Origin of the sequence: Micromonospora sp. NPDC047730 (assembly GCF_043204765.1) — a bacterium.
In the GTDB taxonomy this organism is placed as follows: Bacteria; Actinomycetota; Actinomycetes; order Mycobacteriales; family Micromonosporaceae; genus Micromonospora.
In genome coordinates, this window is the sequence record NZ_JBIDCU010000021.1 from 1 (window position 1) to 14102 (window position 14102).

The following is a 14102-nucleotide window of genomic DNA, read 5'->3' on the forward strand; positions in this document are numbered from 1 at the left end:
TTTGGGGGGGGGGGGGGGTTCGGGGGGGGGGGGCGGGGGGGGGGGGGGGGGGGCCCCGGGGGGGGGGGGGGGGGGCCGGGGGGGGGGGGGGGGGGGGGGGGGGGGGGGTTTTTTGGGGGGGGGGGGGGGGGGGGGCCCGCCCCGCCCCCACCCCCCCCACCCACCTGACACCGCAACAAACGCTCAGGCAGCACCCAACCCCCCACCTCAGCTACCAACAACCGGACAAGGAGGCGGGGCGAGCGTCACTTGCGGGTCTGGATCTCCTCGCGCATCTCGCGGAACAGCCCGCCGGCGTCGTCGACGGAGCGGCCGGGGAACATCGCCATCACGACACTGCCGTGGTCGGCCCACCCGCAGACGGCGAAGTCGCCGCCGTCGCCGCTGGTGGTGCCGCACTTCATCACGCCGCCCAGGCGGCCCGCGGGCACCTCCCGCAGCCCCGTCACCTTGCCGGTCTCGTCGGTCAGCAGGCCGAACAGGCTGTCCAGGTCCCGCTCCGGCTGCCAGAGCAGCGTCGTGCCGCCGAAGACGAGCACCGAGCGCTTGTCGTCTGCCGGGTCCTGGTAGACGGTGCCGAAGCTGCTGTCCAGGTCGATGTCGGCGGCGAAGCCGCTGCGCAGGTAGTCCGACGTGCTGCGGGCCCGTTCGCTGTTGTCCCGGACCAGTCCCGCCACCCGGTCCGGGGTGGTCAGGTCCGCGTCCTTCTGCTGGGCCACCCGCCATCCGGCCGTACCGATGGTGGCGGCGCCCGCCAGCCCGACCAGCGCCGCCACGGCCCAGGCCACCCGCCGGCGCCGCGACCGCCCCGCCCGCCGCCCGGTGGCGTGCTCCGGGTCCCGGTTGCTGAGCTGGATGGGCTCGTCGGTCAGGTCGATCGGCTCGGAGCCGTCGTTGACCGGCCGCTCGGTGAGATGTGCGTCGGACATAGCCGACACCGTACGCGAACGGCAGGTGGCGCACGTCGGGTCCGGAGAAGCCCTCCGTAGACTTTCGGGGTGACCGAGAGACTGGATGCCCGACGCCCCGACGCCCCGACCCTGCCCGGCCAGTACCAGCCGGGCGAGGTAGAGCAGCGACGGTACGAGCACTGGGTAGCCGCCGGCCACTTCCGGGCGTCGGCGGAGAGCGACAAGCCCCCCTTCACCATCGTCATCCCGCCGCCGAACGTCACCGGCTCCCTGCACATGGGCCACGCCCTCGACCACACGGTGCAGGACGCGCTGGTGCGGCGTAAGCGGATGCAGGGCTACGAGGCGCTCTGGCTGCCGGGCATGGACCACGCCGGCATCGCCACGCAGAACGTGGTGGAGCGGCGGCTCGCCGGCCAGGGCCTGTCCCGGCACGACCTGGGGCGGGAGCAGTTCGTCGAACGGGTCTGGCAGTGGAAGGCCGAGTCCGGCGGCGCCATCCTGGGTCAGATGCGCCGTCTCGGCGACTCCGTCGACTGGGACCGCGAGCGCTTCACGATGGACGAGGGGCTGTCGCGCGCCGTACAGACGATCTTCAAGAAGCTGTACGACGACGGCCTGATCTACCGGGCCAACCGGATCATCAACTGGTGCCCCCGGTGCCTGACCGCCCTTTCGGACATCGAGGTGGAGCACACCGACGACGACGGCGAGCTGGTCTCGATCCGCTACAGCGACGAGGTGGTGGTCGCCACCACCCGGGCGGAGACGATGCTCGGCGACACGGCGGTGGCGGTGCACCCGGACGACGAGCGCTACCAGCACCTGATCGGCACCGAGGTCGAGCTGCCGCTGACCGGGCGGCGCATCCCGATCGTGGCCGACGCGCACGTCGACCCGTCCTTCGGCACCGGCATGGTGAAGGTGACCCCGGCGCACGACCCGAACGACTTCGAGATCGGCCAGCGCCACGACCTGCCCGCGCTCACCGTGATGGACGAGCGCGGCGTGATCACCGTGCCGGGGCCGTTCGAGGGCCTGGACCGCTTCGAGGCGCGCCCCGCGATCGTCGCGGCGCTGCGCGAGCAGGGCCGGATCGTCTCGGAGAAGCGCCCGTACGTGCACGCGGTGGGCCACTGCTCGCGCTGCCGTACGACGGTCGAGCCGCGGCTGTCGCTGCAGTGGTTCGTGAACACCTCGCCGCTGGCCAAGGCCGCCGGCGACGCCGTGCGCGACGGGCGGGTGCGGATCGAACCCGCCGAGCTGGCCAAGCGGTACTTCGCCTGGGTCGACAACATGCACGACTGGTGCATCTCCCGGCAACTGTGGTGGGGCCACCGCATCCCCGTCTGGTACGGCCCGGACGGCGAGGTCGTGTGCGTCGGCCCGGACGAGCAGCCGCCCGCCGGGGACGGCTGGCGTCAGGACGAGGACGTCCTCGACACCTGGTTCTCCAGCGCCCTCTGGCCGTTCTCCACGCTCGGCTGGCCCGAGCAGACGCCTGACCTGGCGAAGTTCTATCCGACGAGTGTCCTGGTCACCGGCTACGACATCCTCTTCTTCTGGGTCGCCCGGATGATGATGTTCGGCCTGTACGCGATGGACGGCCGGCAGCCGTTCGACGTGGTGGCCCTGCACGGCATGGTCCGCGACCAGTTCGGCAAGAAGATGTCGAAGTCGTTCGGCAACGTGGTCGATCCGCTGGACTGGATCGACCGCTTCGGCGCCGACGCCACCCGGTTCACCCTGGCCCGGGGTGGCAACCCCGGGCAGGACGTGCCGGTGAGCGAGGAGTGGTGCCAGGGCTCCCGCAACTTCTGCAACAAGCTCTGGAACGCCACCCGCTTCGCGCTGATGAACGGCGCGCACACCGACGGCCCGCTGCCGGCCGCCGAGCGGCTCTCGACCGTCGACCGGTGGATCCTGTCCCGGCTGGCGCACGTCACCGCCGAGGTGGACGAGCAGTTCGAGGCGTACGAGTTCGCGAAGGTGTGCGACCTGCTGTACCACTTCGCCTGGGACGACGTCTGCGACTGGTACGTGGAGCTGACCAAGCCGGTGCTCGCCGAGGGGGGCGCGGCCGCCGAGGCCACCCGCCGGGTGCTCGGGCACGTGCTGGACCAGCTGCTGCGGCTGCTGCACCCGATCATCCCGTTCGTCACCGAGGAACTGTGGATCGCGCTCACGGGGGGCGAGACGGTGATGACGGCCACCTGGCCGGCGGCCGACCGTACCCTCGTCGACGACGCCGCGGAGGCCGAGGTCGGCACCGTCCAGCGGGTGGTGACCGAGATCCGGCGGTTCCGCTCGGACCAGGGGCTGCGCCCGACGCAGCGGGTCGCCGCCCGGCTCGACGGCCTGGCCGCCGCGGGCATCGCCGCGCACGAGCCGCTCATCCGGTCGCTGGTGCGGCTGGACGCGGCCGGCGACGGCTTCCAGGCCAGCGCGACCCTCGCCATGCCCGGCGAGGTGAGCGTGGCCCTGGACACCCGGGGGTCGATCGACGTGGCCGCCGAGCGGGCCCGGCTCACCAAGGACCGGGCGGCCGCCGAGAAGGAGGCCGCGCAGGCCCGGGCCAAGCTCGACAACCCCGCGTTCGTCGGCAAGGCGCCGGAACCGGTGGTCGCCAAGATCCGCGACCGCCTCGCCGTCGCCGAGGCCGACCTGGTCCGCATCGACGCCGCTCTGGAGGCGCTGTCCTCGTGACCGACCGCACCGATTTCGCCGCCGTCGAGGCCGAGCTGGCGGGCCGCGGGTTTACCCGCATGGCCTTCGAGCTGGACAAGATCGAGTCGCTGCTGGACCTGCTCGGCAGCCCGCAGCGCGCGTACCCGTCGATCCACCTGACCGGCACCAACGGCAAGACCTCGACGGCCCGGATGATCGACTCGCTGCTGCGGGCGTTCGGGCTGCACACCGGCCGCTACACCAGCCCGCACCTGGAGACCGTCCGGGAGCGGATCAGCCTGGATGGCGAGCCGGTGGGCGAGGAGCGGTTCACCGCCACGTACCGGGAGGTCGAGCCGCTGGCCCGGCTGGTGGACGAGCGTTCGGCGGAGCCGCTGACGTACTTCGACATGACCACCGCGCTGGCGTTCGCGACGTTCGCCGACGCCCCGGTGGACGTGGCGGTGGTCGAGGTGGGCCTGGGCGGCGCCGAGGACGCGACCAACGTGATCCAGGCCGGGGTGTGCGTGCTCACCCCGATCGGGCTGGACCACACCGAGTGGCTGGGCGACACCATCCAGGACATCGCGCTGGCCAAGGCGGGCATCGTCCACGCCGGCGCGACGGTCATCTCCGCCGCGCAGGAGGAGGAGGCGGCCCGGCCGATCCTGGAACGCTGCGCCGAGGTCGGCGCGACCATCGCCCGGGAGGGCTCCGAGTTCGGGGTGCTCCGGCGGGCGGTCGCCGTCGGCGGGCAGGTGCTCACCCTGCAGGGCCTCGGCGGCGTCTACGAGGAGGTCTTCATCCCGCTGCACGGCGCCCACCAGGCGCAGAACGCGGCGGTGGCGTTGGCGGCGGTGGAGGCGTTCCTCGGCGCCGGCGCGAAGCGCCAGCTCGACGTCGAGACCGTCCGGGAGGGGTTCGCCACGGCCACCTCGCCCGGCCGCCTGGAGCGGGTACGCAGCGCGCCGACCATTCTGCTCGACGGCGCCCACAACCCGCACGGCATGGCCGCCACGGTGACCGCGCTGCAGGAGGAGTTCGCGTTCAGCAAGCTGGTGGCGGTCGTCGGCGTCCTCGGCGACAAGGACGCGGCCAGCCTGCTGGAACTGCTGGAGCCGGTGGTCGACCAGGTCGTGGTGACCCGGAACAGCTCGCCCCGGGCGATGCCGGCCCGGGAACTCGCCGCGCTGGCCGCCGAGGTCTTCGGCCCCGACCGGGTCGAGGTCGCCGAGGAGATGCCGGACGCGATCGAGACGGCGGTGGCGATGGCCGAGGAGGACGTACCGGGGGAGCTGAGCGGGGTCGGGGTGCTGGTCACCGGATCGGTGGTGACCGTGGCCGACGCCCGCCGGCTGCTGAAGCGATGACCGGCCCGGTGCGGGGCACCGCGGGCGACGACCGCCCGGAGGGCACGGCCGCCGGGGGCGACCCGGGCCGTCCGTCGGCGGGTGGGCCGCGACGGTCCGGGCTGCGGAACCCGGAGCGGGCGGTGCGCGGGCTGGGGGCCGGGACGCTGATCCTGGAGGCGCTGGTGCTGGTCCTGGCCATCCAGCCGATCCGCATGGTCGGCGGCGACCTGGGGGGCGCGGCGATCGGTGCGGTCCTGGCGCTGGCCGTGGCGGCGGTGCTGCTGGCCGGCATGATGCGCCGGCCGTGGGCCTGGCACGCCGGCACCGCCCTGCAGGGACTGCTGATGCTGGCCGGCCTGCTGCACTGGTCGCTGCTCGCGCTGGGCGTCGTCTTCGCCCTGGTCTGGGCCTACGCCCTGCACGTCCGCCGGGTCATCCTCGGCTGACGGGCTGACGGGCTGACGGGCTGACGGGCTGGCCCGCCACCGTCAGCCCGTCGGCGGGGTCAGGCCTCGGCGCGTTCGCGCCACTGGGTGAGGGCGATGCCGTGGCCGTCCGGGTCGCGGAACGCGGCCGCCCACACCTCCAGCTTCGTGCCCCGGTTGACCACCCGGGGGGCGTACGTGAACCGGACGCCGGACCCGCGCAGCCGCTCGTACGCGGAGTCGATGTCGTCCACCTCGAGGTTGACGTGCACCAGGCGGCGGCTGATCGGCGCCGCCTCGGTCACCTCCCGCAGCACCAGCCGGGTCGTCCCGGAGGCGAGGACGGCGTTGCCGGAGCCCCGGTCGACCTCGGTGAAGCCCAGGTCCCGGTAGAAGGCCAGCGAGCGTGGCAGGTCGGTGACCAGCAGCGTCAGGCCCACCCCGGCGATCGGCGCGCCGAGGTCGTCCTCGTCCTCCACGACCCCGGCGGTCCCGTCGTCGGCGCCGGTGGTCGCCTCGCGGCCGAAGATCGCCTCGTCCAGCTCCTCCGGGCTGATCCGCCCCTCGCGCGCCCGGTCCCGGGGCGGGATCGGGTCGTCCAGGGGCAGGTCGAGCGGGTCGAGCGGCTCCGCCGGCGCGGGCGGGTCGGTGCGCCCGCCGGCCGGGGCGGGCGGGTCGAACCGCTCCTCGGCCGGCGGGCGGGGCGTCGGGGTGGCCCGGCGTGGCAGGGTGCCGGTCGTGGACTGCTCGACGAGGGTGCCCTCCAGCACGACCGGCCCGCCGGGGCGCTGGTGCACCACGACGGGCTCGCGCTCCTCCGGGCGCCTGGCGGGCTCCCCGCCGAGTGGATCGCCGAGTGGATCGCCGAGTGGATCGCCCAGCGGCTCGCGGAAGTCGTCCCGGAAGTCGTCGTCCGGCGCACGGTCGGCCCACGGCGGCGCCTCCTGCTGGAGCAGCACGTCGTCCAGCGGATCCGGGCCCGCGTACTCCGGCGGGAGGTCGGCGGCGACGGTGGCGGCGGACTCGGCGTGGGTGGGCACCTCGTCCCAGAGCACCCGGACGTGCCGCTGGTCGTCCAGGGCCACCCGGATCGGCAGCGTCTGCCCCAGCGACGGCCACTTCGCCACCGGCACCCGCGGCTCGATGATTTTCTTCGACCGCGGCGGCAAGCCGGGCGCGTCGATCACCAGTTGCAGCTCGCAGCGGCCGAAGGCGTACTGGGTGGGTGGCTCGGAGGCGCTGTGCACGTGGCCCACGCCGACCACCCAGGTGCGCCCGCCGCCGCGCACGGTGGCCAGCGCGATGGCCAGCACCAGCAGGGCGACCCCGAGCGCCACGATCGCCCAGCTGGTCATGCCCAGCCCGAAGAGGATCACGAAGGTGGCCACGGTGCCGAGCACCGCGGCGATCAGCTTGCGTACCGGCGCGATGGGCCGGTTCCCGCCATTCGCCACTGTGGACCTCCCGGGGGTCAAGGGCCAGGCTAGGCCGGATCGGCCGCCGGGGGAAAGACCGGCCGCCGCGCCGGCGCCGGGACCGGGTCGCTAGGCTGACCGTACCCAGCCCGGCCGCCTTCCGCGCACAGGAGGAACCCAGCGTGTCCAGCAGCAGCCCCGATGAGCGCACCCTCGTACTGATCAAGCCCGACGCGGTCCGCCGCGGGCTGGTCGGCGAGGTGATCTCCCGCTTCGAGCGCAAGGGGTTGCGGATCGACGCGATGGTGTCCCGGACGATGGACGCCGCGCTGGCCGACGAGCACTACGCCGAGCACGTGGACAAGCCGTTCTACCCGCCGCTGAAGGACTTCATGACCGGCGGCCCGCTGGTGGCGCTGGTGCTCTCCGGCGACCAGGTCATCGACGTGGTGCGGGGGCTGGTCGGGTCGACCGACGGGCGCAAGGCGGCGGCCGGCACGATCCGCGGCGACCTCTCGCTGTCCAACCGCGAGAACCTGGTGCACGCCTCCGACTCGCCGGACAGCGCGAAGCGGGAGATCGCGCTCTGGTTCCCCGAGCTGGGCTGACGGCCGACCGACGCCGCGAGCAGCGGTCGTGCCGGATCCGGCACGACCGTCCGGTCAGGGCGTCCACGGCAGCTTGTTCGGGTTGCCGACCACGTAGCACCCGGTGATCCGGCCGCCGGCCGCGCCCAGGGTCAGCGCGTACCTGCCGCCGTCGGGGCGGATGATCAGGACGGCCGGCTGGCCGTTGAGTTCCAGCCGGCGCGCGGTGAAGTGTCGGCCCGGGCCGAACAGGCCGGCGAAGAAGCGGGCGACCCGGTCCGCGCCGGTGACGGGGTTGCGCGCCGCCTTGACCCGGCCGCCGCCGTCGGTCCAGGCGGTGGCGTCCCTCGCCACCAGCCCGGTCAACGCGGCCAGGTCACCGTCGCGGGCGGCGGCGAGGAAGGCGTCCAACAGCCGTTCCTGCTCGGCCCGGCCGGCGGTGAACCGCCGCCGGTCCTGCCCGATCCGGGCCACCGCCCGGTGGTGCAGCTGCCGGCAGTCCGCCACCGACCGGTCCAGGATCTCCGCGATCTCGGCGTACGGCAGGTCGAAGGCGGTGTGCAGCACGTAGACCGCGCGCTCCGGCGGGGTGAGGCGTTCCAGCAGGTGCAGCAGGGCGGTGGAGAGCGAGTCGCGCAGCTCGACGGAGTCCAGCGGCCCGAACGGTGACGGCGCGGTCGGCACCGGCTCGGGCAGCCACGGCCCGACGTACGTCTCCCGGGCGGCCCGGCGGGCGCGCAGCCGGTCCAGCGCCAGGTGGGTGACCACCCGGGACAGGTAGCGGCGCGGCTCGGCGACCGCCGCCCGGTCCGCCCCCAGCCAGCGCAGGTACGCCTCCTGGAGCACGTCCTCCGCGTCGTGCCGGCTGCCGAGCAGGCGGTACGCCAGGCCGAGCAGCATCGGCCGGTGCGCCTCGAGCGCACCGGCCGCCTGCGTCGCGTCGGTGACCGTCACACGTCCGTCGGGAGTTCGGTCCGGCAGGTCACGGCGATGCGGTTCCACACGTTGATTGTCGCGATGGCCGTCAGCAGGTCGACCAACTCCTTCTCGGGCCACACCTTCGCCGCCGCGTCCCAGACCTCGTCGGGCACCCCGTGCTCGCCGAGGCGGGTCACCGCGTCGGTGAGCGCCAGCGCGGCCCGCTCCCGCTCGTCGAAGAAGGGCGCCTCCCGCCAGGTGGAGACCGCGAAGAGCCGCCGGCTCGACTCGCCCTCGGCGAGCGCGTCCCGGCTGTGCATGTCGACGCAGAACGCGCAGCCGTTCAGCATCGACGCCCGGAGCTTCACCAGGTGGAGCACGGTGTGGTCGACGTTGGCCCGGACGTACTTCTCCAGCCCCAGTACGGCGTGGTACGCCTCCGGAGCCACCTCGGCCGCGTTGATCCGCTGCATGACAACCTCCCTGATCCGTGGTGGTGACACCGACACGACGACGCGACCGGGGCTCGGCGTGACGGTCCGGGCCTGTGACGCCGGTCATGCCGGCCGGGCCACCCCGGACCGCCCGGACCGCCGGAGTTCCGGCCCCGGTCACCCGGCACGCCGCCGCCGGTCATCTCCGCCCGGTAGACCCACAGGGGCAGTCCCCGATCCGGGAGGAACGATGACCGAACTTGACCGACGTACGTTGCTGCGCGCCGGCCTGATCGCAGGTGCCGGTGTCGCGGGCGGCGCCCTGCTCGGCGCGCCCGCCGCGCCCGCCGCACCGGCCTGGCGGCCGACCGGCCGACCGGTGCTCACCCACGGCGTGCAGAGCGGTGACGTGACCGTGGACTCGGCGCTGGTCTGGACCCGCGCCGACCGTCCCGGCCGGATGCTGGTGGAGGTGAGCCGCCGGCCGGACTTCCGCGGCGCCCGGCGGGTACGCGGACCGGTGCTCGACCCGACCGGCGACCTCACCGGCAAGGTGCGGCTGCGCGGGTTGCCCGGTGGCGAGCGGCTGCACTACCGGGTCCGGGTGGAGAGCCTGGACCGGCCGGGGCTGGCCAGCGAACCGGTGACCGGCGCGCTGACCACCGCCCCCGACCGGCACGATCGCCGGGACGTCCGGTTCGTCTGGACCGGTGACATCGCCGGGCAGGGCTGGGGCATCGCCCCGGACTTCGGCGGCATGTCGATCTTCCGGGCCATGCGGGCCACCCGGCCCGACTTCTTCCTGTGCAGCGGCGACACCGTCTACGCCGACGGCCCGCTCGCCGAGACGGTGACCCTGCCCGACGGGCGGGTCTGGCGCAACCTGGTCACCCTGGAGAAGAGCAAGGTCGCCGAGACGCTGGCCGAGTACCGGGGGCAGTTCGCGTACAACCTGCTCGACGAGCACCTGCGCGCGTTCGTGGCGGAGGTGCCGCAGATCAACCAGTGGGACGACCACGAGGTGACCAACAACTGGTACCCGGGGGAGATCCTGACCGACGCGCGGTACACCGAGCGCCGCGTCGACGTGCTCGCCGCCCGGGCCCGGCAGGCGTTCGACGAGTGGCTGCCGGCGCCGGTCGACGGGCCGCGGTACCGGCGGATGTCGTACGGGTCGCGGCTGGACGTCTTCGTGCTGGACATGCGGACCTGGAAGGATCCCAACGACGGCAACACCTACGCCGACCCGGCGCGTGGCCTGCTCGGCCGGGAACAGCGGGAGTGGTTGATCCGGGAACTGACCCGGTCCCGGGCCACCTGGAAGGTGATCGCCGCCGACCTGCCGATAGGGCTGGTGGTGCCGGACGGCGCCGCCGCCCAGGAGGGCGTCGCGCAGGGCGACCCGGGCGCGCCGGCCGGGCGGGAACTGGAGTTCGCGCAGGTGCTCGGCGCGGCGCACCGGGCCGGGGTGACCGGGATCGTCTTCCTCACCGCCGACGTGCACTACACCGCCGCGCACCACTACGACCCGGCCCGGGCGTCGGTCGCCGAGTTCACCCCGTTCTGGGAGTTCGTCTCGGGGCCGGCGCACGCCGGCGCGTTCGGCCCGAACGCCCTGGACGGCACGTTCGGCCCGAAGGCGGTCTTCGTCAACGCCCCGCCGCGGGCCAACACCTCCCCGGCCGAGGGCTTCCAGCACTTCGGCGAGGTCGCCGTCGACGGCGCGTCCGGCGCCTTCACCGTCCACCTGCGCGACCGCGACGGAGCCTCCCTCTGGACGACCACCCTGCCCGCCCCGACCCGCTGACCTCGCCGCCGTCAGTCGACCATGAGGCGGTCGCCACCACCCGCCGGGGGGTACCGCGACAGCCTCATGGTCGACGCGGGCGGGATCAGCGGGTGTCGAGGAGCGGCCGCCGTTACTCGGCGGCGATCTCGGCGGGCGGTCGGGTAACCTTGACGGCCGTAAGGCGATGACCCGGCCATCACCGGCGAGCCTCCGGAAGAACAGCCGGGTGACCGGCCCAGTAGAACCGGACGGGTCCGGCCCGTCACAGCCGGCCAACGAGCGGGCGGTCGATCCTGACCGCCAAGCGGGGTGGTACCGCGGGCCACCCGGGGCGCCGGCACGGCGTACCGGATCGGCTCGTCCTCGCAGACCCACATGACCGTGAGCTGCGCGAGGAGAGCGACCCCCGATGGCCTATCCGTTGCACGACCCGACCGCCGCCGTCCCGGCGAGCCCGGACCTGCCCGCGGTCGAACGCCGGGTCCTGGAGCACTGGACGGCCGACAAGACCTTCGAGGCCAGCGTCGAGGCCCGTCCCGCCGGCACCGACGGGAAGAACGAGTACGTCTTCTACGACGGCCCGCCGTTCGCCAACGGCCTGCCGCACTACGGCCACCTCTTCACCGGCTACGTCAAGGACGTGGTGCCGCGCTACCAGACCATGCGCGGGCGCCGGGTGGAGCGGCGCTTCGGCTGGGACTGCCACGGCCTGCCCGCCGAGGTGGTCGCCGAGAAGCAGCTCGGCATCACCAGCAAGGCGGAGATCCTCGACCTGGGCGTGGCCCGGTTCAACGAGGCGTGCCGCACCTCGGTGCTGGAGTTCACCCAGGACTGGGAGCGCTACGTCACCCGGCAGGCCCGCTGGGTCGACTTCGCCAACGACTACAAGACCCTCGACCTGGACTACATGGAAAGCGTCATGTGGGCCTTCAAGACCCTGCACGACAAGGGCCTGGTCTACGAGGGCTTCCGGGTGCTGGCGTACTGCTGGCGCTGCGAGACGCCGCTGTCGAACACCGAGACCCGGATGGACGACGTCTACCGGGACCGGCACGACCCGACGTTGTCGGTGTGGTTCGAGTTGACCCCCGACGAGAGCGCGCCGGAGCTGGTGCGCGGGCCGGTGCGGCTCGGCGTCTGGACCACCACGCCGTGGACCCTGCCGTCCAACCTCGCGCTCGCCGTCGGCCCCGACATCGAGTACGCGGTGCTGGAGCGCGACGGCGCGCGGTACGTCGTCGGGGCGGCCCGGCTGGCCGCGTACGCCAAGGAGCTGGAGGGGTACGAGCAGGTCGGCACCGTCTCCGGCCGCGACCTCGTCGGCCGCCGCTACACCCCGCTGTTCGACTTCCTCGTCGAGCAGGCGGGCCCGAACGCCTACCAGGTGCTCGGCGCGGAGTTCGTCACCACCGAGGACGGCACCGGGATCGTGCACCTGGCCCCGGCCTTCGGCGAGGACGACCAGAACACCTGCAACGCCGCCGGCATCCCGACCATCGTCACGGTGGACGACCACACCCGGTTCACCGCGCTGGTCCCGCCGTACCAGGGCGAGCAGGTCTTCGACGTCAACAAGCCGGTGATCCGGGAGCTGAAGGAGCGGGGGGTGGTGCTCAAGCAGGACACCTACACCCACTCCTACCCGCACTGCTGGCGCTGCGACACCCCGCTGGTCTACAAGGCGGTGTCGTCGTGGTTCGTCGCGGTGACCCAGTTCAAGGACCGGATGGTCGAGCTGAACCAGCAGATCAACTGGACCCCGGGGCACATCAAGGACGGCTCGTTCGGCAAGTGGCTGGCCAACGCCCGCGACTGGTCGATCAGCCGGAACCGGTTCTGGGGCTCGCCGATCCCGGTGTGGAAGTCCGACGACCCGAACTACCCGCGGCTGGACGTCTACGGCTCGCTGGAGGAGATCGAGCGGGACTTCGGCGTACGCCTTACCGACCTGCACCGGCCGGCGGTGGACGAGCTGGTCCGCCCCAACCCGGACGACCCGACGGGGAAGTCCGTGATGCGCCGGGTGCCGGAGGTGCTGGACTGCTGGTTCGAGTCCGGCTCGATGCCGTTCGCCCAGGTGCACTACCCGTTCGAGAACCGCGACTGGTTCGAGCACCACTACCCGGGCGACTTCATCGTCGAGTACATCGGGCAAACCCGCGGCTGGTTCTACACGATGCACGTGCTGGCCACCGCGCTGTTCGACCGGCCGGCGTTCCGCAACTGCCTCAGCCACGGCATCCTGCTCGGCTCCGACGGGCGCAAGATGTCCAAGAGCCTGCGCAACTACCCGGACGTCTACCACGTGTTCGACTCGTACGGCTCGGACGCGATGCGCTGGATGCTGATGTCCTCGCCGGTGCTGCGCGGCGGTGACATGGCGGTCACCGAGTCGGGCATCCGGGACGCGGTCCGGCAGGTGCTGCTGCCGCTGTGGAACGTCTGGTACTTCTTCTCGCTCTACGCCAACGCCGACGGCTACACGGCGAAGCGGCGGGTGGACTCCACCCACCTACTCGACCGGTACGTGCTGGCGAAGACGAACGAGCTGGTCTCCACCGTCGGTGCGCAGATGGACGCGTACGACATCTCCGGTGCCTGCGCCACCGTGCGGTCCTACCTGGACGCGCTGACCAACTGGTACGTCCGGCGCTCCCGGGACCGGTTCTGGTCGGGTGACGCGGACGCGTTCGACACGCTCTGGACGGTGCTGGAGACGCTGTGCCGGGTGGTGGCGCCGCTGGCGCCGCTGACCGCGGAGGAGATCTGGCGCGGGCTGACCGGCGAGCGGTCGGTGCACCTGGCCGACTGGCCGGACGCGGCGCAGTTCCCGGCCGACCACGAGCTGGTCGCCGCGATGGACGCCACCCGGGCGGTCGCCTCGGCGGCGCTGTCGCTGCGCAAGGCCAAGGGGCTGCGGGTGCGGCTGCCGCTGTCGAAGCTGACCGTCGCCTCCCCGGCGGCGGAGCAGCTGCGGCCCTTCGCCGACCTGGTCGCCGACGAGGTCAACGTGAAGGCGGTGGAGTTCACCGGCGAGGTGTCCGCGTACTGCCAGCAGGTGCTGACGGTGGTGCCGCGCGCGCTCGGCCCCCGGGTCGGCAAGCAGGTCCAGCAGGTCATCAAGGCGGTCAAGGCGGGCGAGTGGGAGCTGGTCGACGGCGCCCCGGTGGCCGCCGGCGTCACCCTCGCCGAGGGCGAGTACGAGCTGCGCCTGGTCGCCGCCGACGCCGAGCACTCCGCGCCGCTGCCCGGCGGCGAGGGCGTGGTCGTGCTGGACACGGAGGTCACCCCCGAACTGGCCGCCGAGGGGCTGGCGCGGGACGTCGTCCGGGTCGTGCAGCAGGCCCGCCGGGACGCCGACCTGGACGTCTCCGACCGGATCGCGCTGCTGCTGTCGGCCTCCGAGGAGGTGCGCGCGGCGGTGGCCGGGTACACGGACTTCGTCGCCCGGGAGGTGCTGGCCGACTCCGTCGACTTCGCCGACGGGGTGGCGGGCTTCACGGGCGAGGTCGGCGAGGGCGACCGGGTGACGGTCGCCGTCCGGCGGGTATGAGGCATTGAGACGGTGGCGGTCCGGCGTGCTCCGCCGGGCCGCCACCACCGG

General features: G+C 73.3%; 10 protein-coding genes. 6 read left to right on the plus strand and 4 right to left on the minus strand.

Features of this window, described 5'->3' with window-relative positions; translation table 11 throughout:
• Positions 1–245 precede the first annotated feature (245 nt).
• Positions 246–929 (minus strand): hypothetical protein, encoded by a 684-nt coding sequence (locus ACGF5G_RS30795; protein ID WP_393269247.1) that lies wholly within the window; start codon positions 927–929, stop codon positions 246–248.
• 69 nt (positions 930–998) lie between these two features.
• On the opposite strand from ACGF5G_RS30795, the gene ACGF5G_RS30800 reads away from it, so the two are divergent.
• The 3 genes from ACGF5G_RS30800 to ACGF5G_RS30810 are packed head-to-tail and all read left to right on the plus strand — an operon-like array spanning position 999 to position 5376.
• Positions 999–3617 carry a valine--tRNA ligase gene (locus ACGF5G_RS30800; protein WP_393269249.1) on the plus strand — a complete coding sequence of 873 codons (2619 nt, stop codon included), beginning with the start codon at positions 999–1001 and terminating at the stop codon, positions 3615–3617.
• The gene (locus ACGF5G_RS30805; RefSeq protein WP_393269251.1) at positions 3614–4948 is read left to right on the plus strand and encodes a bifunctional folylpolyglutamate synthase/dihydrofolate synthase; all 1335 of its coding nucleotides are present in this window, start codon (positions 3614–3616) and stop codon (positions 4946–4948) included. The genes ACGF5G_RS30800 and ACGF5G_RS30805 overlap by 4 nt, the downstream gene beginning before the upstream one ends.
• Positions 4945–5376, plus strand: coding sequence for a DUF4233 domain-containing protein (locus ACGF5G_RS30810; protein ID WP_393269253.1), 432 nt, complete (start codon positions 4945–4947; stop codon positions 5374–5376). Before ACGF5G_RS30805 ends, ACGF5G_RS30810 begins: the two co-directional genes overlap by 4 nt.
• A gap of 59 nt (positions 5377–5435) precedes the next feature.
• On the opposite strand, the gene ACGF5G_RS30815 is transcribed toward ACGF5G_RS30810, so the two are convergent.
• Positions 5436–6809 carry a VOC family protein gene (locus ACGF5G_RS30815; protein WP_393269256.1) on the minus strand — a complete coding sequence of 458 codons (1374 nt, stop codon included), beginning with the start codon at positions 6807–6809 and terminating at the stop codon, positions 5436–5438.
• Between the two features lie 143 nt (positions 6810–6952).
• On the opposite strand from ACGF5G_RS30815, the gene ndk reads away from it, so the two are divergent.
• Positions 6953–7378 (plus strand): nucleoside-diphosphate kinase, encoded by a 426-nt coding sequence (gene ndk, locus ACGF5G_RS30820; RefSeq protein ID WP_350684456.1) that lies wholly within the window; start codon positions 6953–6955, stop codon positions 7376–7378.
• A 54-nt stretch (positions 7379–7432) separates the two neighbouring features.
• Here the strand turns inward: ndk and sigJ are convergent, their stop codons facing one another.
• Entirely contained in the window at positions 7433–8311 is an 879-nt protein-coding gene (gene sigJ / locus ACGF5G_RS30825; RefSeq protein WP_393269258.1) for an RNA polymerase sigma factor SigJ, read from the minus strand.
• Positions 8308–8748: a carboxymuconolactone decarboxylase family protein gene (locus ACGF5G_RS30830; protein WP_393269260.1), complete on the minus strand. Its 441-nt coding sequence runs from the start codon at positions 8746–8748 to the stop codon at positions 8308–8310. The genes sigJ and ACGF5G_RS30830 overlap by 4 nt, the downstream gene beginning before the upstream one ends.
• Before the next feature lie 211 nt (positions 8749–8959).
• Between ACGF5G_RS30830 and ACGF5G_RS30835 the strand changes: the two genes are divergently transcribed.
• Positions 8960–10516, plus strand: a complete 1557-nt coding sequence (locus ACGF5G_RS30835; protein ID WP_393269263.1) for an alkaline phosphatase D family protein — start codon at positions 8960–8962, stop codon at positions 10514–10516.
• Positions 10517–10907: 391 nt separating this feature from the next.
• The gene (ileS, locus tag ACGF5G_RS30840) at positions 10908–14051 is read left to right on the plus strand and encodes an isoleucine--tRNA ligase (protein ID WP_393269265.1); all 3144 of its coding nucleotides are present in this window, start codon (positions 10908–10910) and stop codon (positions 14049–14051) included.
• Positions 14052–14102: the final 51 nt, after the last annotated feature.